This is a genomic window from Gracilibacillus salitolerans, assembly GCF_009650095.1.
Classification (GTDB): Bacteria; Bacillota; Bacilli; order Bacillales; family Amphibacillaceae; genus Gracilibacillus; species Gracilibacillus salitolerans.
The window spans coordinates 4,145,852-4,170,692 of the sequence record NZ_CP045915.1 but is presented as its reverse complement, the minus strand read 5'-3'; the positions used below and the strand labels follow the sequence as shown (position 1 = coordinate 4,170,692).

Here is a 24,841-nt window from a genome sequence, read left to right as displayed (position 1 = left end):
AAATTTTGATTTGATCATAGAATAACCTCTTCTTAGTACTGACATATTAGATTGCTCTTATTTATTTCTTGGCGACTACAATACCTATTGGATGATGTTTTTGCGATGAATTAGAAATTGGTTCGATTAGTGGTCCTTTTTGGTAATAAAATTCTGCTTTTGAATAATTATAGAACAATTCGGAAAATTCATGAGGTGTTAGTTGGTGTACATGTAAAGGTGACCCACTTAGCTTACCTCCACCTTCTCCAAACGGTGTTGATAGTATCAACGTTCCATTTGGTTTAAATAATTGAAAGACGTTAGTTAAAAATTGTTGCTCATCTTTCACGTGTTCCATTGTTTGAGTTCTACTTTAGATCATTTCAACCTCCTATTTGTCACCTATTTTTTGATAAGCAAGAAGAGTTATGGTCCATTTTGCCTTTAACATAATTAAAAATAAAAAGGATGTTTGCTATGATTCCGGCTCAATCAGCATTTAGTCTAAAAGGAATTGGTATGTTATTACGTCTAGTTGCCGTTGTATTCTCCAGTGTAGCAACGATTCTATCTACGCTCCTGCCATTGATTTTCTATTATCAAATTTCGTGGTTAACCTTATTGGGAACTACCTCTGTCCTTTTGGTAGGTGCTATTTTGATTCATGGTGTATTAACGCATGTGTTAAATGATATAGCGGACCATCAATCGGGAACAGATCAATATAGTCCAGGCATACTTTCTGGTGGAAGTAAAGTGATCCAAACGAATACAATGACGGTAACCATGTTAAAGCAGCTTGGCACATTGATGAGTGTTTTCTTAATTTTAATGGCATTTCTTTTTGTTGTATTCGGTTATCTAGAATTTGCTATTTTGACCTTAGTTGGTATATGGGGTGCAGTATCGTATTCTTTGAAGCCGTTTCAATTTGCTTATATTCCTTTTATAGGAGAATGGTTCAGCTTATTTCCTACCATGCTTGCGGTAGGCATTGCCTTGCCATGGATAATGCTAGAATTTATTCCAGGTTGGGCATGGCAAAATGCGCTCGTTAATGCCGTTTGGTGCATGGCATGGGTCATGTTTCATCATATTCCTGACAGACATGCAGACCAAAAAGCAAAACCAATGAAACGAACGTCTGTTGTATGGGCAGTAGAACGTATGGGAACTAAAGGAGCCAAATTTCCTGTTTTACTTTACTTTATGATTATAGGATTGCTATTCATCTGGATTGCTTGTACGCGTCCGGTTGCTGCAATAGGTGTTGGAATTATCCTGGTTTATGCAATCTGGATCGTCTTAAAAGTAAATGGAGAGAATGTAGAGGAATTAACAGCAGTTGAGAAGCGGCTGCTTTGCCTTGCTCTTGCTATCGCAATATGGTTAGGTATTTTTGTATAATATAGTGAGACTTCCATTAGTGGGGGTTTAGGACTGTTAAATAAGTGATTAAAGGAGTAAGGTAGATGAATCAAAGGCAATGGAAGAAGTGGAAAGGAGCAGTGAAGCAGCTTTTTTTGGTTGGCTTTATTTTGGTGTCGGTATTGTTTATTATCTCCTGGGTGGGCAGCCAATTAGCAAATCAATCACTGGAACAAGGGATTAATAAAGAGCATTTACCTGCATTAAGTGAAGAAATATGGGAATACAAGCAATTAGTAGAGAAATATGCAAAGCAACATGGAATGGAAGAGCATGTAAATACCATCTTAGCGATGATGATGCAGGAATCCGGGGGTCGAGGCAAAGATCCAATGCAGTCATCGGAAAGTCTATGTGGTGAAAGAGGATGTATTGATGATCCAGAAATTTCCATTGAACAAGGAGTTGCTTTTTTTGCGCATGCCATGGAACGCGCAGATGGAGATCTGAAATTAGCGATTCAATCATATAATTTTGGCCCTGGATTTATTGAATATGTACGAGAATTGAAAGGTGAATACTCTGAGGATACAGCCATTGCTTATTCACAGAAAATGTATGAAGAAGCTGGGAAGGATGAATCGATCTATTCCTGTCTTCGAGCAGAAGCAGAGGAGCTAGAGGCATGTTATGGGGATATTTATTACGTAAAGTCTGTTATGTCTTATAAAGAAGCAATAGATATGGAATTAGAAAGGGGAGAGAAGAGAGGGGGGTGGTTATAAATGTTGCTTTGAAATAAGTTTAATCAATTTCATATTCTAGAAGATGTGAAGAAAAAGAGGTATAGACAAGAAATAAAGAGATTAGAAACGATCATTGATCAAAATAGAGGAATTTAAAACAATTGATGAAATAAAATATTATTTGAAGTAAAACCACGAGAATTGCCCTCGTGGTTTTTGTTTGGGCTCACGTCCTGAGAAACCAGATATGTCAGCTCCCATTTTCCAACCAATCAACTTCTTCTTTAGATAGTTTAATCTTTGATCCTTCCAAACAAGAAACAAGCTCATGTTCGTTTTGCGCTCCAATTAGTGCACAGGTAGGGAAGGATTGATTTAATACATAGGCTAAAGCAATTTGAATCGCTGTTACACCTTTTTTCTCTGCTAATTGCTCTGCTCTATTCAGTCGATCCCAGTTTGCATCACTATAAAACACACGAACAAGATCTTCATTACTTCGGTCTTGGCGAGTGAATCGACCAGTAAAGAATCCTCTTGCTTGGGAAGACCATGATAATAGTGGCAATTGTGTTTCTTCGTGCCATTTGATATCAGTACTATCTGTTGAGACACATCCCTTCCAGAATGGCTCATTTGCCTTTGCTAAACTAAGGTTCGGACTACTAAATGAAAAACCTACTAAACCATTGGCAGAAGCGTACTCATTTGCTGCCTGAATTCGTTCGGTTGTCCAGTTTGATCCACCAATTGCTTTGATTCGACCAGCTTCAATATGTTCATTTAAGGCATCAATGATCTCACTGACTGGAACGTTCGGGTCATCTCTGTGTAATGCATATAAATCAATATAATCTGTTCCTAGTCTTTCTAAACTCTCTAAAAGATCTTGTCTAATTGCTTCAGGATTGACACGTGGGCCATCTTGGTCATGATGCGCTCCTTTCGTCAAGATAACAATATCTTCTCGGTTATTTCGCTCTTTTAACCACATACCAATAGCTACTTCACTTTCTCCACCACAATAAATATGTGCCGTATCAATCGTATTACCACCAATTGCTACATAACGATCTAAGACCTGACAGACTTTATCATAAACACTTGGCTTAAAATAATCTGACCCTTGAATTAAGGTGGTAATAGGCTTATCGAGTCCTTTAATTTGAATGGTTTTCATTTTGATCATCCTTCCTTAATTTCTACACGTCTTCTTTCTTCAGCGGAAGTAAGGCATGCATCTAACACCCTCATGTTCAAAATGGCATCTTCAGCTGGAAAAGGTAATGCCTCATTCTTTTGAATACTCTCTCCAATCGCATCTGCCTGTAGTGCATATTGATTTAGGTAGGGAACCTCTACCTCTTTTGTTCCTTTGCTAGTGTGAAGATAGAAATGATCTTGTTCATTTTGATTCACAACAAAAGCAGACGGAACTTCGATTCTGCCCTCTGTCCCTAAAATCTCTAGTCGATTACGGAAGTCTGCCCACATCCCACAATCAAAGGTGAGAGCAATACCATGCTCAAATTCCAATATTCCTGATGCCATCATATCCACTTGATCATGTTCTTCCGAAAAGTATGCATGAACAGTTGCTGCCTGTGGTTCTTCTTTTAAGATCATTCTAGCAGCACTTATTGGATAAACCCCTACATCATATAAGGAGCCGCCACCCCAATCCTTTCTATAACGAACATTTTCTTTTGCTGCTGCATTGTTGAAGGTGAATGCTCCATGAATGCCGCGAATTTCCCCAATTTCTCCTGATTGAATTAATTCCTGAATCATCTGATATCTTGGATGATATCGATACATAAAGGCTTCTGCCAAAACAACTCCAGCTTTTTTGCTTGCTTCTTCCATCTCTAGAGCTTCATTGGCATTTAAAGCAACGGGTTTCTCACAGAGCACATGCTTGCCTGCTTCCATTGCTTTAATCGACCATTCTTTATGCAAATGATTCGGTAACGGGATGTAAACGGCATCAATATCAGGATTAGCTAATAATTCTTCATAACTCCCATATGCAACGGGAATTTCTAATTCCTCCGCTGTTTCTTTTGCATTGTCTATATTACGACTAGCAATGGCATATACTTCACCTGTTTTTGATTCTTTTATTCCAGGAATAACCGCTTTTTGTGCGATATTCGCTGTGCTAATAACTCCCCATTTAATTGTCATCCTTTAACCTCCTTCTATAACTTTGTTGTTATTATAATCGATTGGTATTAATATGAAAATAGAATCTTTTTGCTATAAGATAACACAATATTGTCCTTTAGGATGTGAGGAAATGAACCGTCAAGCTTTATTACCAACATTAAAAAAACATGAATACATGATCCTTCCCGAATCAGTTGGCTGTTTTGGGTTAGCAGCGGACCATGACGTCTATCGTGAAGCAGGCTCATTAGATAATTTTAGTATTCATTTTGTCTTATCGGGAACTGGTTTTGTAGAAATGGATGGCAAGCAATATGCTTTACAAAAAGGGGACGCCTTTCTTTATTTCCCACAACAAGAACAAAGATATTATAGTAGTACGGAGAATCCGTGGAGTATTAGATGGGTCCATTTTTACGGAAGCACCTTACACACCTTTTTATCAGAGATTGGGTTTGGTAGGTTTACCTTGTGGAGATTGCCGAATCTAGCAAAATTGGAGAAAACACATGAGCAATTATTACAAGAAGCAGAGGAAAATAGCTTCTTGCAATTATCAAAATTATCTACACTAACATATTCTTTTTTGTCCACTTTTACTAACATTGCTGTGCCAAGAGAATCTAATTCCAAGCAAGAATTAGATTTGCGGATCCAATCACTATTACCGAAGATGCAAGAAAAAGCTCCAGAAGCCTTTGACCTTGAATACTGGGCGAAAGAAACGGGCGTAAGCACTTATTATTTCTGTCGGTTATTTAAACGTGTCACACAGATGACTCCAATGGCTTTTATAACATTATGTCGTTTGCAATGGAGTAAACAACTATTGTTAGAAGAAAAAAATCTAACTGTCAAAGAAATCGCCGAAAGATCTGGCTATCCAAATCCTAGCTATTTTAATAAACTTTTCTTAGAAAACGAGGGGATGACACCAACTAAGTATCGGCAAATGTATGTTTGATGATAGATTATGATGTATATAGTTATGAAGATGAACCGGATTCGGTCAACACATTGCTTTAGCTACCGACATATGTTAAGAAATAATATAATATAAAGACCTTATATATTAGGGTGTTAGGAGGAGAAATAATGAAGATAATAGAATTACCAATTAAATTTGAATTTAATGGAGAAAGGAATTATATTTATCCTAGCTTAATCGTATGGAACAATGAACTTACTCTGGTTGATACAGGCTATCCAAATTTTCTGACACTGATCGAAAATGAAATTTTGAAAAGTGGAAATGAAATGGATAATTTAAAGAATATAATCATTACCCACTATGATGATGATCATATAGGGTCCTTATTTGACTTTAAGGAAAAGTATCCATGGGTAAACATTATAGCAAGTGAAATGGAAACAAAATATATTAGTGGTCAAGTGAAGTCAGAGAGGTTAGTGCAAGCGGAACAGATGCTAGATAAGATGTCGCATGAAGAAATGGAATTTGGGAAATGGTTTATACAACAATTAAAGAATTTGAAGCATGTTCCAATTGACGAAAAGGTACGTGATGGTGATATGATTTTAGATAACAAGTGTAGGATAATAGCAACACCGGGACATACTTCAGGGCATATTTCATTATATTTCCCAGGTTTAAACAGCGTCATTACAGGTGATGCAGCTGTCAGAGAGAATCATGAATTGACCATTGCTAATCCACACTTTTGTTTAAATGTTGTGCAAGCGGAACAATCTTTGGCGAAGATTAAAACGCTTAAAGCTGAAAATTACTATTGCTATCATGGAGGAAAGTTTACTTTTAGTGGGGGGAAACGCTAATATCCATTAATTTATATAACAGATAATCCACCATACCAACTTATTTGGTGTCTGAGTAGATGGATCGGCTTCGGTTAAAGTATAAATGTCGAAAAAATCTTGACAACATATAAATTAAATAATATAGTGTGTGTAACGGGTTACATGTGAGGGGATAGAAATTATGCCAACGATAAAAGATGTAGCAAAATATGCAAACGTTTCAGTAGCAACTGTTTCCAGAGTTCTAAATAAAAAGGGATATGTTAGTAAAGAGGCAGAAGAAAACGTATTAAAAGCAATAGCTGATTTAAATTATAAACCAAATTCTGTAGCTAGATCCCTTTATCATAAAACATCTAAAATGATTGGATTATTGATACCGGATATCACCAATCCCTTCTTTCCAGAGTTAGCGAGAGCGGTTGAAGATGTAGCATTAACCTATGGGTATACGGTTGTCATTTGTAATACCGATGAAGATATTCGAAAAGAAGCACAGTACTTAGAAGCGCTTCAACAGAAATATATTGACGGCTTGATTTTAACGACGAATCAACTGAGTGCTGATAATTATGAGAACTTAGGTATTCCACTTGTTGCATTGGATCGACAATTTAGTAATCGGGTGCCTACGGTTAGTTCGAAAAACTATGAAGGTGCTAGACAAGCAACAGAATATTTAATTGAGAATGGAAGCGAGTTCATTGCACACATTCGAGGCCCTTACCATGTAAAACCAGCTGATGACCGTTATCAAGGTTTTAAAAATGTAGTAGAAGAACAAGGGATTGCTCATATTGTGGTGGATTGCGATTTTACGATGGCAAGTGCGATGGAAGTTGCGCAAGGTTTGTTTGAGAAGTATCCAACTATTGATGCTGTATTTGCTAGTAGTGATATTATCGCGGCAGGTGTGTTAAAAGTTGCTAAAAATAGTAATAAACAAATACCCGAAGATCTTCAAATCATAGGCTTTGATGGCATACCATTAGGTGAAATGTTAACCCCTGCATTAACAACTGTTGCACAACCAATATATAAAATGGGAGCTTTATCAGCAAGATTGTTGATTAAGCAAATTGAAAAACAACCACTTGATGTAAAAAATTATGAAGTTAAAACCACTATTCAATATAGAGAAACAACAAGGAGTGATGCATGATGAAGGAGCCAATCATAACTGTTATAGGCAGTATTAATATGGATTTAGTAACATCTAGTGATCGGATCCCAGATCAAGGTGAAACCATAATGGGTGAGTCTTTCTTTAATAATCCAGGTGGAAAAGGTGCCAATCAAGCTGTAGCATGTGCAAGACTGGGAGCACAAGTTAATATGTTAGGTTGTGTAGGTGTTGATCCGTTTGGTCAAGTATTAGTCGATAACTTAAGCAAAGAAAAGATAATTACCCAAAATGTGGAACCGGTTACGGATAAACACACTGGAGTTGCTACGATTTTAATAAAAGACAATGACAATCGAATTATTGTCACTCCTGGCGCAAACTATTGCGTGACACCAACGTATATTCAGCAATATTTAGATGTTATTGATCAAAGTGATGTCGTTCTATTGCAATTAGAGATACCGTTAAATACGATCGAGTATGTAACCGATTACTGTTCAGATAAAGGTATTCCGGTTATATTAAATCCTGCACCAGCACAGCTTTTATCAGCATCTATTTTAGAAAATTGCACTTATCTAACACCTAATGAAACGGAAAAGTTAGAAATTACAAGTGATGTTGATACCTATAAAGAGAAAATGATCGTTACTTTAGGAGATAAAGGAGTTGAATACTGTTCTGATGGTAATCTCAAAACGGTAACCGGTTACCGAGTAAATCCGATTGATACAACAGGAGCAGGTGACACGTTCAATGGGGCATTGGCAGTTCAACTTTCTAAAGGGAGAAAACTGAAAGAAGCTATAACTTTTGCAAATGCGGCGGCAGCCTTTTCTATTCAAAAAAGAGGCGCTCAACAAGGTATGCCGACAATGCGAGAAGTTATTGATTTTATGGAAGGAGCAACATCATCATGAAAAAGCATGGCGTATTAAACAGAGACATATCGATAGCAATATCAAAATTGGGCCATACAGACCAAGTTGTGATAGCTGATTGTGGTTTACCAATTCCGGACCATGTAACATGTATTGATCTTTCTTTAAAACAAGGAGTTCCCAATTTTTTAGAAGTACTTTCGATAATGTTACAAGAGATGGAAGTAGAACAATTTACTTTAACTGAAGAAATAAAAATGAAAAATCCATCATTACAAGTAGCGTTATTGAAAAAAGATATACCGGTTGATTATGTGACACATGAACAGTTTAAACAATTAACCAAAGACGTCAAAGTCATTATTCGAACAGGAGAAAATACACCATATGCCAACGTTATTTTACATGCGGGAGTAATTTTTTGATGAAAGGAGTGTAGTTGATGATTGAAATGAGTGGCATTGAAAAGTCTTTTAGTGGCACAAAAGTTTTGAAAGGAGTCGATTTCTCGTTAAAGAAAGGAGAAATACATGCACTCATGGGAGAGAATGGAGCTGGTAAATCAACGATGATGAAAATCTTGGCCGGAATTTATTCAAGAAATGAAGGAACTGTTAAAGTAAACGGCCGAGAAGTAAATTATTCCAATCCCAAGCAAGCTGAGAAAGATGGTATTGCTGTCATTCATCAAGAACTAAATATTCTTCCCGAATTATCGATTGCAGAGAATTTGTTTTTAGGAAATGAACAAACGATCGGTAAGACAGGTTGGATTAAGACGAAGGAAATGAACAAGATTGCACAAAAGCAACTTTCCAAGCTTGGATTACACGTAAAATCATCCATGCTAGCTAAGCATCTATCTGTGGGACAACAGCAAATTGTCGAAATAGCAAAGTCATTACTAATTGATGCGAAGTATATCGTCATGGATGAACCAACCGCAGCTCTTACAGACCGTGAAATAGAAACATTATTCGAAACGATAGATGAATTGAAGAAGCAAGGAGTTTCTTTCGTTTATATCTCACATCGAATGGAAGAAATATTTGCGATATGTGATCGCATTACTGTACTTCGAGATGGTGCATCAATAGGGACCAAAGTAATTAAAGAAACGAGTTTCGATGAAATTGTCAGTATGATGGTTGGTAGAGAACTTGGTGAACGTTTTCCCGAACGGAAAGGATCTACTTCTGATGTGAAATTAGAAATAGACAATTTGACTCGTGAAGATGAATTTGATTCCGTTTCCCTTCAAGTACGTGCCGGAGAAATTCTTGGTATATCAGGCTTGATGGGGGCAGGTCGTTCCGAATTAGTTGAAACCATTTTTGGCTATCGTCAACCTGATAAAGGAACGATAAAAGTCGATGGTAAACCAGTGAAAATAAAAAATCCAAGTTACGCGATGCAACACGGGATAGGATTTGTGTCAGAAGACCGTAAATCAAAAGGATTGGTCGTTGACTTTTCCATTCAACACAATTTGAATATGACAAATTTGCGTGAACTATCAAAAAATGGTTGGATGCTACAACAAAAGGAACGCAGCCTTTATGATGAAATGGTTAAGAAACTAAATATCATTTCGTCCGGTGCTAGCCAATTAGCTAAATCATTAAGTGGTGGTAATCAACAAAAGGTTGTTATCGCAAAGTGGTTAGCAATCAAGCCGAAGATATTAATTTTGGACGAGCCTACACGTGGAGTCGATGTTGGTGCCAAAAAAGAAATCTATTCTATTATGAATGATCTGGCTGATCAAGGTGTAGCCATCATTATGGTGTCATCTGAATTACCTGAAATTATTGGAATGAGTTCGAGAGTGGTTGTAATGTGTGAAGGTAATCATATGACAACACTTGAACGTTCCGAATTATCCGAGGAGAAAATAATGCACTATGCTACAGGAGGAAATAAAAATGCTTGATATAAAAAAGATAAAATCAATGCTCGGTTTACTTGGCCCATTACTTGGTTTGTTTTTTATTGTAATCATCATTAGTATCTTAAATCCCGAGTTTTTATCTGCAACCAATTTGTTAAATGTATTACGTCAGGTTTCGATTAATGCGTTGATTGCCTTTGGTATGACGTTTGTTATTTTGACAGGTGGAATCGACTTATCTGTAGGTTCGATCTTAGCGTTATCAGGTGCTGTAACAGCATCTTTAATGGCAGCAGGAATTGACCCGGTATTAGCAGTTATTATCGGTTTATTAACCGGTACATTATTAGGTGCTATTAATGGATTAGTGATAGCAAAAGGAAAAGTTGCTCCATTTATTGCAACATTAGCTACGATGACTGTTTTTCGTGGACTTACCCTGATGTTAACGGAAGGTCGTCCTGTATCAGGTTTAGGTGAGTCAACTTTCTTTGAAATGTTAGGTAAAGGATATTTCTTTGGTATTCCTGTACCAGCTATTACAATGTTAGTTTCTTTTGTTGTTCTCTTCTTAATTTTGAAGAAGACAACTTTTGGTCGCCGTGTTTATGCAGTTGGTGGTAATGAAGAGGCGGCTATTTTATCAGGAATCAGTGCAACTAGAATTAAAATCTATGTTTATTCATTAATTGGTTTCTTGTCAGCTTTAGCAGGTATGATCCTAACTTCTAGATTAAATTCCGCACAACCTACAGCAGGTCAAATGTATGAATTAGATGCCATTGCAGCTGTTGTATTAGGCGGTACAAGTTTGACGGGAGGTAAAGGATGGATTTTTGGTACCTTTATTGGTGCCTTAATCATAGGGGTCCTTAACAATGGACTCAACTTGTTGGGAGTAAGTTCCTTTTTCCAACAGGTAGTAAAAGGTAGTGTCATTCTATTAGCGGTATTACTAGACCGTAAAAATGCTTAAAGGAGTGGAAAATATGTTAAAGAAAACAGTATTATTTTGGATGATAATGGTGGTAGGTAGTGTGTTAATGGCTTGTTCAACAGAATCACCAGTGGATGAGGAAAGTGGTAGTGAGGAAGACGATGGAGAGTTAACGATTGGATTTTCTATTTCAACATTAAATAATCCATTTTTTGTTACACTTCAAGAAGGTGCGGAAGCAAAGGCAGAAGAAATTGGAGCTGAATTAATTACAGTGGATTCGCAAGATGATGTTGCAAAGCAAATTAATGATGTAGAGGATTTAATTGAAAGAGAAGTGGATGTTATTATGATTAATCCGACTGATTCAGCATCAGTAGTGGCAGCAGTTGAATCTGCAAATTCAGCGGGTATTCCTGTGGTTACTCTAGACCGTGCTGCGGATTCTGGCGATGTTGCCGTTCATGTTGCATCAGATAATATTGCCGGTGGCGAATTAGCAGGTGAGTTAATGGTAGAACTAGTTGGTGAAGACGCTCAAGTTGCAGAATTAGAAGGAATCTCTGGTTCTTCCGCAGCACGTGAGCGTGGTAATGGCTTTCATAATGTTGCAGAGGAATCGTTGGACATAGTAACGTCTCAGACAGCTAACTTTAACCGAGCAGAAGCTTTATCCGTAATGGAGAATATATTGCAAAGTAACTCAGAAATTACAGGGGTGTTTGCCCATAATGATGAAATGGCACTTGGTGCATTAGAAGCAATTGAAGCAGCTGGACGTGATGATATTCAAATTATTGGTTTTGATGCTACGGATGATGCGGTTGCTGCTGTAGAAGAAGGTAGAATGGCCGGTACGATCGCACAACAACCAATCATGATTGGTGAAACAGCTATTTTAGAAGCTGAAAAAATCTTCAATGGTGAAGAGGTAGAAGAATTTGTTCCGGTAGAACTAGAAGTAATTCAATAATAATAACGAAGAATGGAAACTACCCGAAACACATCAAGTTATCGATGTGTTTGGGTAGTTTCTTATTTTGAAAAGCATCATATGTAGACAAATGAGTATGATTTTTCCATTTTTATATAAGTTTTGATGTACTGGCAACATGTATAATTATCATCCAAAAGATAGAATTATACATTTAACTTTCTTTAGAAATATCCCTTCTCCAATTTTTAAAAACATAAAATAATAGTCCATCTTTCAATAATAATAATCCATTTAATAATAAAAGATTTACTTTTAATATGAAGACATACTAAAAGCTTTTAAAAGACATATGATTTCCACTTTCTTATTTTGTATGCGTTTTCTATTGGTGGTAAAAAATAAATGGTTTTCTATAGCGCAACCTAAAAAGGAGCGGAAACAAAATGAAAAAGAAGCGCAGATATCTTACCAGGTTAATAAAAAAAAGAAGAGTCATTCTATCGCTGTGTTTATTTATAACTGTTATTGGAATAACTTTATCTTTTTATTTTACTTCCTCAGCAGCTAAAGATAATGTAATTGCAACTGTTAATGATATTTCAATTGTTGAAAGAGAATTCAGATTGCAACTAAATAATCTGAAGCCAGGTGTTCAGAACTATTTTAGAAATTCATATGGAGCTGAAATAACTGACAATTTTTGGAGAGAAGAATTTAATGGAGAAAATCCAATGGAATTGCTTAAGGAAAAAGCACTACGAGAAGCAATTAAAGCTAAGTTAGAATTATCTCTAGCTCGAGAATATAAATTGATAAACTTTGTTTCTTATGATGAATTGTTAGAACACTTGCAAGAAGAAAACGAACGACGACAGGAGGCTATTTCTGATGGGGAAGTTATATATGGATTAGCTTCATTTAGTGAAAATCAGTATTACAGGCACATCATAAAAAACATTCGTCTTAACCTTAAAGACAAACTGAGTAGACATGAAAATGATCCTTTATATCCAACACAAAAAGAACTTCAGATTAGTTTTAATGATCATTTTGATGAATGGACGAATAAGAGATATGCCTATACCATTCATAAAATATCTATACCTTATCAAGATTCAGCCAGTATGCAAAATGCAGAGGTGAAAGCAGAAAAAGCACTATCGGATTTAGAGAGTGGAAAGAGTTTTGAAGAAGTTTCTAAACTGTATAACGAGGACAATAAAGTTTTATCCCAAACCATTAGTGATGAAAATAACAGGGGAGAAAGGCTATCTACTGTTAATTTGCTTATGACAGTAGAGTCATTGGATGTGAATGAATTTAGCAAGACAGTTATACATGAGAATGGAAGCTATAACATTATTAAATTAGTAGATCAAATGTCCGGAGACGAAGAAGCCTATCAAGAAAACATAGACTTAGTGAGAAACATGGTTGTAGATGAAAAATATGATGATTATATTCAGGAACTGATAGATAAAGCAGAAATATCCATCAATCAGAGTAACTATGACACGGTGAACTTAGAATAGATGAGCAGACAGAACAGTGATGTGTAGTTTTGGTATAACCATATGTTGTAACTAATCAAAGGAGGTGTGCAATTTTTTCGAGGGAATATGAACATATGTTTATTCAATATATTATTGGGAGTGATAAAATGAGAAAGCATGTTACTTATATCTTACCAGTCTTCATACTATTCTTATTTGGTATGGTAAGTGTTTTAATTAGTGAAGCTTCAGTTCAAGCGAATGCTAGTGGTACTGATTACTATGTGGATGCCACAAATGGGATTGATTCCAATGATGGTCAATCTCCTGAAAATGCATGGAAAACATTTACTCCAGTCAATAACAAGACTTTCAAGCCTGGAGATCGAATTCTTTTAAAAGCAGGAGAAATTTGGGAGGATCAACAGCTTTGGCCAAAGGGAAGTGGTGCTGAAGGTGCCCCAATTATTATAGATATGTATGGTGACGAAAGTTTAGGAAAACCTTATATCGCTGTAAATGGTAATGTCCCGACACCTGTTTATTTAGAAGGGAATACATGGAAGAAAGATATGGACCTAGTTGGTAAAACTGGTGCTGTTATTTTGATGAACCAGCAATACTGGGAGATTCATAATCTGGAAATATCGAATGATGATGATTTCGAGGAGGATATAGACGTTCCTGGTACAGAACGACAAGTGGTAAGAGATGGTATTAGTATCTCCATTAATGCAGACTTGTTTGAAGATGGTGAAGATACCATTATGGATTATTTTAGAATCACGAATAATGAGATTCATGATATTGACGGTGTAACAACTTGGCAACGAATTCATTATGGGGGTATTAATTTCCAAGTGTTTGGTGATAAACCTTACACTGAATATGCAGATAATGAGAATTATTTCAAGGATGTAAAAATTGAACATAATAATATCATCAATACCGAGCTGCATGCTATTCAATTTGGCTTTAATTGGTTCAATGACCTTGGAAATTGGGAGCAAGATTGGATTAGGGAAAAAGACATATTTAGCAGGGATGTTTACATTGGGCACAATTATGCGGAGGATATTGGACAAGGTGCGATTCAACTTGCAAACACGAAAGACATGTTAGTAGAGTATAACGAAGTAAATGGCTTTTTAAAAAGATATGATTCTGTATCAGCGGGATTATACTCGTGGGCAAGTGAAAACGTAACACAACAATTTAATGAAGTATATGATGGTGTATCAGCGTTTTATGATGGAACGCCATTCGATTTTGAGTTTTCTGGTAAAGACATTGTCTATCAATATAATTATACTCATGATAACCCTGCTGGTTGGATGTCTTATATGGGTAGAGCAGAGAATAATATTGCTAGATATAACCTAAGTGTAAATGATAATGGGGTATTAATTAAAAACCAACTACATGTCAATTGGTCTCCGGCATACTTTGTCAATAATACATTTGTGTATGATGGGGCCGAGATGGAAATTCATGACGAAGAAATAAAATCATCAATGTATCTTTATAATAATATTTTCTATAATTACAATGAAACTACACCTACAACATGGGCTAGACGTGTTTCTGATGGAAAACCAGGTATTCATAATATGGTGTTTCAAAACAATGCTATTTATGAAGCAAGTGGTTTACGTGGGGAACATGAACCTGTTGACTTGTTTAAAATTACGGATGATCCCCAGTTTGTAGGTGATCCTACTAACTATACCAATGGGTTATACGAAGGAACTCAGAATTATAAATTAAAAGAGACTTCTCCGTTAATTAATGCAGGTAGATACGTAGAACAAGCAGGAACAAAGGATTATTTTGGTAACCCTTTATACAGGGATGGAGGTCTTGATATAGGTATCCATGAGGTGCAAATTGGAGAGCATACTGCACCAGAGGATTATGAAGTGTATGACTATCAACCTCAATTAAGCTATGCTAGAGAAGAAAATCTTTTATTAGATTTGAATGAAAGAAATATTACAGTATCCCATGAAAATACTAATCAAAATATTAATCATTTAGTTGATGGTGATTTAGATACTCGTTGGCAGACCGCAAATGTTAATCCATCAGAGGAAGATCCTATTAGAATTACGTTTGATTTAGGTGAGAAGAAAACGTATGGCCGTTTTGTTATCAATCAACAAGAAGCAAGAATCGGCGACTACTATTTGGATTACTCTACCGATGGTGACAATTGGACTACTGTAAAAAGTGGAACCTTGGCAAATATGCGTGACTATACGCTTGATTTTGATAATGTAGAGGGACGATATTTCCGATTGAATGTCACATCTAGAAGAGCACCGTATGATCTTGCTTTTAATGATGTCTCTCTGTATGATCGGACACCAATCGAGCCATCATTGGAAAAGAATATATTGCATTATGATAAGGATGCGTTAGACCGACATACATCCACTTATGTTTTCCTTGAACCAAACGGCAATCAATTTGAAAACATAAGTCACCATGGTGAGCCACTTGTTGAAGGTGAGGATTATATATTAAATGCGGTACGTGTTGATTTTACAAGAGAATATCTTGATTCATTGTCAGTCGGTGAACAGAGATTTGATATAGAGTTTACTGTTGATGGTAATCTAATGAGCGTACCATTCTCTGTAGTAATCTCTGATGATCCTGTTTCTGTAATTACTGAACTTGAACAAATAATAGATTCCTATTCACCAAATGAAATTAAAAATCCGATGTCAAAAAATCTATTGAATCGCCTAAATAATGCTGAAAAATTCTTGCAAGATGGAAAACAAGAGCAAGCTATCGAACAATTGACTTCAGCCCAAACTCATTTGAATAAACCGTCTTTAAGTGAATTTATCACAAATGAAGCCAAAGATCGGATAAATGAGTTACTAAATATGTTAGAATCTTCTTTACAAAAAAAGTAATAGATGATCTGATGAAGCCTCCTATAAATAGTATAGGAGGCTTCTGGTTCATTCTACTTCATTTTGGAATAGGGGGGATGGCTTCGTACGGCGATTCAGTGTTAAAATGTAAGGAAAAAATATGCTCTGTTTTCTATTACTTAAATAGGAAAGCGCATACAAAATAACCTGTAGAGTAGAGAAGGAGTGAAGTTTCTCATTATTCAAAAAAATAACCATAACTTAGAAAGGGTTTGGGACTATAGTGTTAAGAAAAGCTATTCTGTTTCTATCAAAAAGATCGCGTGTTTTAACTATAAGGCGAAGACTTTTATTTGCATTTTTAATTACTTCAATTATTCCCGTATTATTAATAAGCTATTATTCAAAAACGAAATATGAAGGGTCTTTAGAAGCGAAACTCAGCTCTTATTCTAATCAGGTGGTCAATGAAGTAACAAAGAATTTAAATGATAAACTAATGCAGTATGAATCATTAAGCGAAGACATCATTATTAACGATGAGGTACAAGAAGGATTGAAAGAATTTGATGATATGTCTGATTTGTATAAGTCGAGTTTTTTAGGTGAATTGAGCAATATTGTTGTTTCTGAAATTTATAATTTGAAAGATTTAAATAATATTCATATTCGATTACCTGATGGCAGAACTTTTTATGATTTACGATATGAGAATTACGATGAGTCTAAAATAGCACATATAATGAACGAAGCTGAGGAGTCATCAAAGAACCAATACTGGACCTATATAGAAACAAGACGTGGGATGCAAGGGATTATATTAGGCAGGTGGATCAAGGATAAGGAGAATATCGATGAGAACCTAGGATATTTATTAATTGTAATTGATGAACCAGTCTTTGCTAAAAAAGTTTATGGAAATATTAACTTGGGAGGTGGCAGTCAACTATTCATTACGGATGAGGATGGTTTAGTCGTATCAGATTGGAATAGTAAGTATCAAAAGGGGACGGATTCTTTACATGTTGACTTAATTTCTAAGATAACAAATAACAGAACATCTAAAACATTTGAAGCAACCTTAAATCAAGAGAAATATCTGGTCTCTAGTGCACATATTAGAACTCCTGATTGGTATTTTCTGGGACTTATTCCTTTTGAATATATTAATTCAGAATCAAGAGATGTTTTTCAAGGAGTTTTAATCTTCATATTAATGACTATTGCAATCTCCGTTTCGATATCATTGTTAATTTTCTTTAGTATTATTAAACCAATGCAACAGTTAGTATTGTTCGCAGAGAGAGTGAGTATAGGTGATTTTAAAGCGGAGTTATCCGATAACTCTGAAGATGAAATGGGTAAACTTTCAGTAAGTATAAACCGCATGGTATCCCAGTTGAAGAATTTAATTATAAAAACAGAAGAGGACCAAAAGATAAAACGCCAAACCGAATTAAAGATGTTGCAGGCACAGATTAACCCGCATTTTTTATTTAATACGCTTAATTCGTTTAAGTGGGTAGCGATGCTTAGTAGAAATAAGACATTACAAAATGGCTTGGAAGCACTATCTGTATTGCTGAGAAATACCATTATTCATAAAGATAACTTACTAACCATTCAAGAGGAAGTAGAGAACCTCTATCATTATGGAACCATTCAAAAAGTGAGGTATGGAGATTCTTTTAGTTTAAATGTAGATATTGAAAAAGGGTTAGAGCATTATCATATCTTAAAGTTTATTTTGCAACCGATTGTTGAGAATTCCATTATCCATGGGACCGAAGAAGATATAAATAAGACTGAAATACTGGTCAATATAAATATAAAAAATGAGAAATTACATATTGTTATCAATGATAATGGAAAAGGATTTGATATGAATACAATAGAAACACAAAAAAGAGATTCAAATAAATTGTCTGGCATAGGGATTGATAACGTAAATGAAAGGATAAAAATGAATTATGGTACAGAGTATGGTCTAACGGTACATAGTGAATTAGGGAAAGGCACAACTACTACTATCGTTTTACCTATCTTCCGTTTGAAGGAGTGATAATAAATGTATAAAGCGATTATTGTTGATGATGAAATTATTGTTCGTAATGCGATTAAGACAATGATTCCATGGAGTAAGAGTGGCGTGGAATTAGTTGGGACTGCAAGTAATGGAATCAAAGCACTAGAGCTTGTAAAACAAAAGAATCTGGATATTATTATCACAGATATAAAAATGCCTATGATGGATGGTATTGAAATGATTCATCATTTAAAGGAGCAAGAGTTTAATGGTGAGATTGTCGTATTAAGTAATTATGATGATCTAGAGTTGGTGAAAAAAGCGTTGAAAAGTGGTGTTTTTGATTATGTATTGAAATTAACCGTTCAGACGAAAGATTTTGATCGGCTTTTTTCAGATATCATTCAAAAACTATATCAAAAAAATAAAAAAGTAAAAAGTCTATCCAATAATTCAATATCTAATTTCGAACAACGTCGTGAAGAAATAATCAGTAATTTATATGTAAGTCCTCATCATTATGATCAGTTAATTAAAGAATTAAATAATCTTGAAGAGAGAAAATATAACCAATCTATCTTTTCTCTTATTATTAGACCGCTTGGACTTGATGGAAAAAATCTAAAGGACATACTGGAAAATGTCAGTAGCGAAATTTTTATAGGTAGTAATTGGAGGGTCATTGTAGAACCTGAACCATGTATATTCTTCGTTACTGTTAGTTTTAATCGTATATTAGATTCCGATGATCCTGTAAAATTTTCAGAGAGGATTTCAAATCTGCTATATATGTACTATGATGTAACAGCATTAATTATTTACTCACAAGTTTTTACTCATCTTAACGCATTAAGACAAATAGTGGAAAAAGGGAAAAACAAAGTTGAATTAACCTTCTATCAATTTCAAAAAACTAGGTGTATGTCAGGAAGTGAAGAAATTGTGGAAGAGACAAAAAAGGTTAATTGTCTAGTAGAATCCTTTTTTGACGGTCATTGGAAAGAGCGTTTAGTAGAAGACGAAAATTATTTAAATCAATGGTTTAGGAGTTTAATAGAACTTGCAAAGGAAGAACGGTTAGTTCCCATTCATTTAAAAAAGCTGATAATTCGAATTATCTGGCATGTAGAAAGAAAATTAAATGTCGTTGATTGGTTTGCAGATAAAAACGAAGCACATCAAAACAATTTATTGGAGGAGCAGGATATCTTAGATTCAAGAAATGAAGAAGAGCTTATCCAGTTGCTTTTAGAATTTAATAAAAAGCTGAATGGTTATCTCGTTATTGAACGATCTGGTATTGAGCGTAAAGAGGTTGTTTTAGCTATGAACTTTATTAAAGAAAACCTTTCTGCAAAACTGACTATTTCGGAAATTGCAAACTATGTTAATTTATCGGAAGCATATCTATCAAAAGTTTTTAAAACGGAGACAGGTAAAAGCATAATATCTTATGTAAATACATTACGCATGCAAAAAGCATACCATCTTCTTCAACAAGGACATTACCTAGTCAAGGAAGTCGCATGGGAAGTAGGTATCGATGATCCATTTTACTTTAACCGTTTATTTAAAAAAGAGTTTGGTATTTCACCTAAGCAAATAAAAATGGAAAAGGATAAAAGCACATCATAGTTTGATGTGCTTCTATTACTTATTAAGGAGACTTCGGTAGTTTTTAATGGGATGTTTAATAAAAAACTATATTATTCTAAGATATTAAACATGATTTTCTAGTTCTTTATATTCCTCTTAAAAGAACAGGCGCAAATAAGCAGATATAATCCATTTTTACCAAGGGATTGTTCATTCTATAATAAGGAACTAATTGATAATATGAAAAAGAAGGAGGAATGACAATGATTTTAAATGAAAGCGAAAACAAAATGTGGAAGAAGTCAAAGAGGTTATTATTACTTTTTCTGCTTAGCGTTGTTCTTTTTGGTTGCAGCAATAACGAAAGTAGTAATAATGACCAAGGATCAGAAACGGATTCAGAGAGTAATGGAGAGTCAGAAGTATTAGATATTGCCGTATTTGAAGGCGCCTATGGTAGTGATTACTGGACAGCTGTTGCAGATAAATTTATGGAAGATAACCCTGAAATTCAAATTAATATCGAATCGAATCCTAAAATTGGTGATCTGATTCGACCTAAGATTGTAGCAGGGAACCCCCCTGATTTAATCTATCTTAATGCTGCAGACCCATCTGGTGTAACTCAGGGACTTATAGATGAAAAAGGTATTGAAGAAATTACAGATCTATTTGACAGGGAAGTCCCGGGAGAAGATGTAACGATAAAAGAGAAGCTCATAGATGGTGCATTGAAATCGAAATTTATGGCACCTTACGGAGATGGAAAAGTGTACCTCGCACCTTATAATTATAATTTAATGGGATTATGGTATAACAAGAAATTATTTGAAAATGAAGGTCTCAGTATTCCCGAAACGTGGGATGAATTCTTTAGTTACACAGATGTAGGGGAAGAAAACGATCGCGCATTGTTTACTTATCAAGGGATTCATCCAGGATACTTGGAAGAAATCATTGTGCCAGCGATTTACGACCGTGGTGGTCAGAAGTCATTAGACCAGTTTTTAAACTATGATCCTGAATTTTGGAAAACAGATGTTGCCTTAGATGTATTAAGTATTTTTGAACAAATTAGTTCGACAGAGAATGGGCTTATGGAAGGTACTATTGCCTTAAATCATACACAGTCACAAACTTCATTTATGCAAGGTGATGCCATGTTTATTCCAAATGGCAACTGGTTTGAAACTGAAATGGAAGATGCCCCTACAGAAGACCCTTTTGAATTTGGTTTTATGGGTGTTCCATCTTTCGAAAGTGGTAATACATTAACTGCACAAACTTCTATTGAACAAATTTATATTCCAAAAAATTCAGACAACAAAGAGCTTGCAAAGGATTTCCTTGCTTATCTTTACACAGATGAAAGTATTATTTTAAATGGAGAAAAAGCCCATGGGGCTATGGCTGTTAATGGTGCTGTAGAGTTGGTGGAGGATTATATTACAACATCCTCTTATAATGCTTATAAACAAGCTGAAGAAGGTGAAATTTACCCAGTAAGTTCTTCATTTGCTGCGCTACCTAGTGGAAGCAATATTAATATCAATGACGAGGTTTATAAGCCTGCGGTTGAAGTATTAAGCGGAGATTCTACCGCTCAGGAATGGGCAGATAAACTTTATGAAATTTACCTGCAAATTCAAGAGGATATGGAAGATTAGTAGTAGAAATAAGGGGAACGGGCATGTGAAGCCTGTTTCCCTATGAAAGTCAATTAATCAGTTATGCTAGAGGTTGTTCAAAAAGTCACCAAATGATAAGCGGCGAATCGTGTCACCCGCTTGTTTCTCCGTTCCTTGGAAAAGAAGAGCACTTTTCTACGTGCGATGTAGATTCTATGGAGCTTTCCTTTGTGCTCACGTATCTAAATGCATACGTTCTGCTACTCGAAACTTCGCTGCCTCGACCTTCTTGCTTCTAATTGGGCAACTTTTTGAACACGCACTGTTAGTGATTCTTATAATTTGGGACGTGATGTTTAATGAATAGGAAAAGACGAACTGGATTTATAGTATTTTGTATTTTGCCAACACTGCTATTGTTCAGTTTGTTTGTAATCTACCCAACGATACAAGTATTTTCAAAATCAATGTACAATTGGTCAGGTTTGGGAGATGGAATGACATTTGTAGGTTTAGAGAATTTTATGGATGTTTTAAACGATGGCGTATTTTTAACTTCATTGAAGAATACTGCCTTTCTTATGATGGTAGTTCCCTTTATCACACTATTTTCAGCATTAGTTCTTGCATCCATTCTGTCCAAGGGTAATTTAAGAGAGAAATCCTTGTACAGAGTAGTGTTTTTCTTTCCCAGTATTTTGTCATTTGTAATCATCGGAATATTATGGTCATTTATTTATCACCCTACAATGGGTGTGGTCAATTCCGTCTTAGAATTTATAGGGCTTGAAAATATGCAGAGAGCTTGGCTTGGAGATAAAGACACTGTAATGTGGGTAATTGCTTTTACAATGGTTTGGCAAGCAGTTGGGTACTACATGGTCATGTATTTAGCAGGTATGGATAATATTCCTGAAGAATTATATGAAGCAGCAAGTATCGATGGAGCAACAGCAATTCAGCAATTTTTCAAAATCACCATTCCAATGGTTTGGGAGATTGTTCGAATAACCATCATTTTTAGCATTAATGGGGTGCTGGTTATTAGTTTTATTCTTGTTCAAGTCATGACTTCAGGTGGACCTAGTGACTCCTCACAAGTTGTTTTACATTACATGTTTCAACAGGCTTTTAGAAATGCTAATTTTGGTTATGCAATGGCTATTGCTGTATTTGTCTTTGTGATTTCAATTGGCCTCTCCATGTTAAGTAATAAACTGTCAGAGCGAGAGAATTAAGAATATGGGAGGAGAACGCACAATGAATCGAAAGGTAAAACAGGGAAGTAAGATTACCAGAATCATATTGAGAATTATTTTATTATTTTTAACCATAATTATGGTTTATCCACTTATTTGGAATATTATTGCATCTTTAAAATCTAACGAAGAGATTCTTGAGAGTCCATGGACTTTGCCAGATGTTTTGCATTTTGAAAATTTTGTTCGTGCCTTTACTGAAGCCAATATTGGTGGTTATGTGTTTAATTCTATTTTAGTGACCGTGTTGTCTCTAAGTATTATGCTCATTTTAGCCATACCATCATCTTATGTTATCGGTCGATTTAATTTCCCAGGGAGAAAGTTTTTGCACAACTTTTTCTTAGCGGGATTATTTATTCAACCTATACTTATTATGGTTCCACTGTTTCTATTGGTAAATGATATGAAAATAACAAATAATCTCTTTTCTTTAAGTATCATTTATGCAATTACCAATATTTCATTCTCTATCTATTTATTAATTGGTTTTATGAAAACCATACCTAAAGAGTATGAAGAAGCAGCAGTGATAGATGGATGTGGTTATATATCAACTTTAATAAGGGTTATTATCCCTTTGGCAAAGCCAGGAATAATAACTGTCTCCATTTTTAATTTTTTTACGTTTTGGAATGAGTATGCATTGGCTCTAGTTTTAATAACAAGCGATGAAAAGAAGACGATTCCTGTTGGACTTGTGAATTTGATGGAAGTACAACGCTATGCAACAGATTGGAGTGCTTTATTTGCCGGACTTGTCATCGTATTGATTCCTACAGTTGTTATTTATATTTTTGTACATAAAAAACTAACAGAAGGAATGATGATGGGAGGTATTAAAGGGTAAAACTATAACAAAGAATATGGAGGTTGAATCATATGGATAATAATGAATTAGCATTCCCAAGTAAACAGCAACTTGCTTGGCAAAATCTGGAGTTGGGTTTTTTTGTGCATTTTGGGATAAATACTTTTTGTAATCAAGAATGGGGAGATGGTACAGATTCTCCTGAAAAATTCAACCCGACTGAATTAGATGCTAAGCAGTGGGTTAGATTAGCAAAAAAAACAGGGTTTCAATATTTAATCTTAACAGCAAAGCATCATGATGGATTTTGTTTATGGCAGACAGAAACAACGAATTATTCAGTGAAAAGCAGTCCTTGGAAACAGGGGAATGGGGATGTTGTTAAGGAGTGTGCAGCGGCTTGTGCAGAATTTAATATGCCATTTGGTATTTACTTATCACCGTGGGATCGCCATGAACCATGTTACAATAATAAAGAAGCGTATGATGAATTTTATTGTCAACAGTTAACGGAATTACTTACTAATTATGGACCAATAGTTGAAGTTTGGTTTGATGGCGCTGGTTCAGAAAACCGTGAATATGATTGGGAAAGTATTATCGGTATTGTGAAAAAACATCAGCCGGATGCGATGATTTTCAACATGGGTCAGCCTACCGTACGCTGGGTTGGTAATGAAGATGGAGTAGCTTCATATCCTTGTTGGAATACTAGAGAGACAGATGCAAAGATTAGTATGTTTACTGATCAGGAGGCTAACTGGTTACCAGGTACACCTAAATGGCTCCCAGCTGAGTGTGATGTCCCTTTAAGAGGTGAACATTGGTTTTGGCACCCAAACGATGAACACAATATTCGCTCAATAGAGAATCTACTGGATATTTACTATCGCTCTGTCGGTCATGGTGCGAATCTATTGTTAAATGTAACACCAGATTCAAGAGGGATTATACCGGAAGCTGATTCAAAAAGATTGTTAGAGTTTGCAACAATAATTCAGGATCGTTTTTCTACTCCCGTGGCCCGGACAGAGGGAGAGGCATCTGAAATTGTTTTGGATTTGATAGATGAAAAAGAAGTAGATACGATTGTATTAAAAGAAGATATAGCACATGGTGAAAGAGTAAAGCAATATCTGATCGAAAGTTGGAAAGGTAACAAATGGAAACAAATTGGTGAAGGTATGGCAATTGGTCATAAGCGAATACAACAAATAGAATCAATAACAACAAAAAAGTTACGTTTAAGAGTGATAGAATCTCACTATGATCCGAAGATTATTGAATTTTCCTGTTTTAACACTAAGTCATGAAAAGTTGAAAA

21 protein-coding genes are annotated in these 24,841 nt (G+C 35.4%); 18 read left to right on the top strand and 3 right to left on the bottom strand.

What is annotated here, in order from left to right; all coding sequences use genetic code 11:
- Positions 1 to 61: 61 nt before the first annotated feature.
- Positions 62 to 340, bottom strand: coding sequence for a class I SAM-dependent methyltransferase (locus GI584_RS19715; RefSeq protein WP_194842053.1), 279 nt, complete (start codon positions 338 to 340; stop codon positions 62 to 64).
- A gap of 119 nt (positions 341 to 459) precedes the next feature.
- Between GI584_RS19715 and GI584_RS19710 the strand changes: the two genes are divergently transcribed.
- Complete coding sequence (locus tag GI584_RS19710; protein ID WP_228552286.1) at positions 460 to 1,389, top strand: prenyltransferase; 930 nt, start codon at positions 460 to 462, stop codon at positions 1,387 to 1,389.
- Positions 1,390 to 1,454: 65 nt separating this feature from the next.
- The gene (locus tag GI584_RS19705) at positions 1,455 to 2,135 is read left to right on the top strand and encodes a lysozyme family protein (RefSeq protein WP_100359119.1); all 681 of its coding nucleotides are present in this window, start codon (positions 1,455 to 1,457) and stop codon (positions 2,133 to 2,135) included.
- 211 nt (positions 2,136 to 2,346) lie between these two features.
- Here GI584_RS19705 and GI584_RS19700 read toward each other — a convergent pair whose 3' ends face one another.
- The gene (locus GI584_RS19700; protein WP_153792312.1) at positions 2,347 to 3,276 is read right to left on the bottom strand and encodes an aldo/keto reductase; all 930 of its coding nucleotides are present in this window, start codon (positions 3,274 to 3,276) and stop codon (positions 2,347 to 2,349) included.
- Between the two features lie 5 nt (positions 3,277 to 3,281).
- Entirely contained in the window at positions 3,282 to 4,283 is a 1,002-nt protein-coding gene (locus GI584_RS19695) for a Gfo/Idh/MocA family protein (protein ID WP_153792311.1), read from the bottom strand.
- 112 nt (positions 4,284 to 4,395) lie between these two features.
- Between GI584_RS19695 and GI584_RS19690 the strand changes: the two genes are divergently transcribed.
- The 16 genes from GI584_RS19690 (at position 4,396) to GI584_RS19615 (ending at position 24,830) form a co-directional block, all read left to right on the top strand.
- Entirely contained in the window at positions 4,396 to 5,229 is an 834-nt protein-coding gene (locus tag GI584_RS19690; RefSeq protein ID WP_100359122.1) for a helix-turn-helix domain-containing protein, read from the top strand.
- Positions 5,230 to 5,360: 131 nt separating this feature from the next.
- Positions 5,361 to 6,062 carry an MBL fold metallo-hydrolase gene (locus GI584_RS19685; protein ID WP_153792310.1) on the top strand — a complete coding sequence of 234 codons (702 nt, stop codon included), beginning with the start codon at positions 5,361 to 5,363 and terminating at the stop codon, positions 6,060 to 6,062.
- 163 nt (positions 6,063 to 6,225) lie between these two features.
- Entirely contained in the window at positions 6,226 to 7,206 is a 981-nt protein-coding gene (locus GI584_RS19680; protein ID WP_153792309.1) for a LacI family DNA-binding transcriptional regulator, read from the top strand.
- Entirely contained in the window at positions 7,206 to 8,090 is an 885-nt protein-coding gene (gene rbsK / locus GI584_RS19675; protein WP_153792308.1) for a ribokinase, read from the top strand. Before GI584_RS19680 ends, rbsK begins: the two co-directional genes overlap by 1 nt.
- Positions 8,087 to 8,476 (top strand): D-ribose pyranase, encoded by a 390-nt coding sequence (gene rbsD, locus GI584_RS19670; RefSeq protein ID WP_153792307.1) that lies wholly within the window; start codon positions 8,087 to 8,089, stop codon positions 8,474 to 8,476. Before rbsK ends, rbsD begins: the two co-directional genes overlap by 4 nt.
- Before the next feature lie 17 nt (positions 8,477 to 8,493).
- Positions 8,494 to 9,984 (top strand): sugar ABC transporter ATP-binding protein, encoded by a 1,491-nt coding sequence (locus GI584_RS19665; RefSeq protein ID WP_100359127.1) that lies wholly within the window; start codon positions 8,494 to 8,496, stop codon positions 9,982 to 9,984.
- Positions 9,977 to 10,918, top strand: a complete 942-nt coding sequence (locus GI584_RS19660) for an ABC transporter permease subunit (protein WP_100359128.1) — start codon at positions 9,977 to 9,979, stop codon at positions 10,916 to 10,918. Before GI584_RS19665 ends, GI584_RS19660 begins: the two co-directional genes overlap by 8 nt.
- 13 nt (positions 10,919 to 10,931) lie before the next feature.
- Positions 10,932 to 11,852 (top strand): ribose ABC transporter substrate-binding protein RbsB, encoded by a 921-nt coding sequence (gene rbsB, locus GI584_RS19655; protein ID WP_100359129.1) that lies wholly within the window; start codon positions 10,932 to 10,934, stop codon positions 11,850 to 11,852.
- 407 nt (positions 11,853 to 12,259) lie between these two features.
- Entirely contained in the window at positions 12,260 to 13,348 is a 1,089-nt protein-coding gene (locus tag GI584_RS19650) for a peptidylprolyl isomerase (protein ID WP_153792305.1), read from the top strand.
- A 128-nt stretch (positions 13,349 to 13,476) separates the two neighbouring features.
- Positions 13,477 to 16,236, top strand: a complete 2,760-nt coding sequence (locus tag GI584_RS19645; RefSeq protein WP_194842052.1) for a discoidin domain-containing protein — start codon at positions 13,477 to 13,479, stop codon at positions 16,234 to 16,236.
- Positions 16,237 to 16,480: 244 nt separating this feature from the next.
- Positions 16,481 to 18,259, top strand: coding sequence for a cache domain-containing sensor histidine kinase (locus GI584_RS19640; RefSeq protein WP_194842051.1), 1,779 nt, complete (start codon positions 16,481 to 16,483; stop codon positions 18,257 to 18,259).
- Positions 18,260 to 18,265: 6 nt separating this feature from the next.
- Positions 18,266 to 19,858 (top strand): response regulator transcription factor, encoded by a 1,593-nt coding sequence (locus GI584_RS19635; protein ID WP_153792302.1) that lies wholly within the window; start codon positions 18,266 to 18,268, stop codon positions 19,856 to 19,858.
- Positions 19,859 to 20,082: 224 nt separating this feature from the next.
- Positions 20,083 to 21,486 carry a carbohydrate ABC transporter substrate-binding protein gene (locus GI584_RS19630; RefSeq protein WP_228552285.1) on the top strand — a complete coding sequence of 468 codons (1,404 nt, stop codon included), beginning with the start codon at positions 20,083 to 20,085 and terminating at the stop codon, positions 21,484 to 21,486.
- 320 nt (positions 21,487 to 21,806) lie between these two features.
- Positions 21,807 to 22,685: a carbohydrate ABC transporter permease gene (locus GI584_RS19625; RefSeq protein WP_100359134.1), complete on the top strand. Its 879-nt coding sequence runs from the start codon at positions 21,807 to 21,809 to the stop codon at positions 22,683 to 22,685.
- A 22-nt stretch (positions 22,686 to 22,707) separates the two neighbouring features.
- The gene (locus tag GI584_RS19620) at positions 22,708 to 23,556 is read left to right on the top strand and encodes a carbohydrate ABC transporter permease (protein ID WP_228552284.1); all 849 of its coding nucleotides are present in this window, start codon (positions 22,708 to 22,710) and stop codon (positions 23,554 to 23,556) included.
- Positions 23,557 to 23,588: 32 nt separating this feature from the next.
- Entirely contained in the window at positions 23,589 to 24,830 is a 1,242-nt protein-coding gene (locus tag GI584_RS19615) for an alpha-L-fucosidase (RefSeq protein ID WP_153792301.1), read from the top strand.
- The last annotated feature ends 11 nt before the right edge of the window (positions 24,831 to 24,841 follow it).

Excerpts from the sequence above, each read along its gene's own strand:
- GI584_RS19645 (WP_194842052.1), top strand. The coding sequence starts at position 13,477 with ATGAGAAAGCATGTTACTTATATCTTACCAGTCTTCATACTATTCTTA.
- GI584_RS19625 (WP_100359134.1), top strand. The coding sequence starts at position 21,807 with ATGAATAGGAAAAGACGAACTGGATTTATAGTATTTTGTATTTTGCCA.
- GI584_RS19630 (WP_228552285.1), top strand. The coding sequence starts at position 20,083 with ATGATTTTAAATGAAAGCGAAAACAAAATGTGGAAGAAGTCAAAGAGG.
- GI584_RS19685 (WP_153792310.1), top strand. The coding sequence starts at position 5,361 with ATGAAGATAATAGAATTACCAATTAAATTTGAATTTAATGGAGAAAGG.
- GI584_RS19665 (WP_100359127.1), top strand. The coding sequence starts at position 8,494 with ATGATTGAAATGAGTGGCATTGAAAAGTCTTTTAGTGGCACAAAAGTT.
- GI584_RS19695 (WP_153792311.1), bottom strand. The coding sequence starts at position 4,283 with ATGACAATTAAATGGGGAGTTATTAGCACAGCGAATATCGCACAAAAA.
- rbsB (WP_100359129.1), top strand. The coding sequence starts at position 10,932 with ATGTTAAAGAAAACAGTATTATTTTGGATGATAATGGTGGTAGGTAGT.
- GI584_RS19690 (WP_100359122.1), top strand. The coding sequence starts at position 4,396 with ATGAACCGTCAAGCTTTATTACCAACATTAAAAAAACATGAATACATG.
- GI584_RS19680 (WP_153792309.1), top strand. The coding sequence starts at position 6,226 with ATGCCAACGATAAAAGATGTAGCAAAATATGCAAACGTTTCAGTAGCA.
- GI584_RS19620 (WP_228552284.1), top strand. The coding sequence starts at position 22,708 with ATGAATCGAAAGGTAAAACAGGGAAGTAAGATTACCAGAATCATATTG.
- GI584_RS19710 (WP_228552286.1), top strand. The coding sequence starts at position 460 with ATGATTCCGGCTCAATCAGCATTTAGTCTAAAAGGAATTGGTATGTTA.
- GI584_RS19615 (WP_153792301.1), top strand. The coding sequence starts at position 23,589 with ATGGATAATAATGAATTAGCATTCCCAAGTAAACAGCAACTTGCTTGG.
- GI584_RS19660 (WP_100359128.1), top strand. The coding sequence starts at position 9,977 with ATGCTTGATATAAAAAAGATAAAATCAATGCTCGGTTTACTTGGCCCA.
- rbsD (WP_153792307.1), top strand. The coding sequence starts at position 8,087 with ATGAAAAAGCATGGCGTATTAAACAGAGACATATCGATAGCAATATCA.
- GI584_RS19705 (WP_100359119.1), top strand. The coding sequence starts at position 1,455 with ATGAATCAAAGGCAATGGAAGAAGTGGAAAGGAGCAGTGAAGCAGCTT.
- GI584_RS19635 (WP_153792302.1), top strand. The coding sequence starts at position 18,266 with ATGTATAAAGCGATTATTGTTGATGATGAAATTATTGTTCGTAATGCG.
- rbsK (WP_153792308.1), top strand. The coding sequence starts at position 7,206 with ATGAAGGAGCCAATCATAACTGTTATAGGCAGTATTAATATGGATTTA.
- GI584_RS19715 (WP_194842053.1), bottom strand. The coding sequence starts at position 340 with ATGGAACACGTGAAAGATGAGCAACAATTTTTAACTAACGTCTTTCAA.
- GI584_RS19650 (WP_153792305.1), top strand. The coding sequence starts at position 12,260 with ATGAAAAAGAAGCGCAGATATCTTACCAGGTTAATAAAAAAAAGAAGA.
- GI584_RS19700 (WP_153792312.1), bottom strand. The coding sequence starts at position 3,276 with ATGAAAACCATTCAAATTAAAGGACTCGATAAGCCTATTACCACCTTA.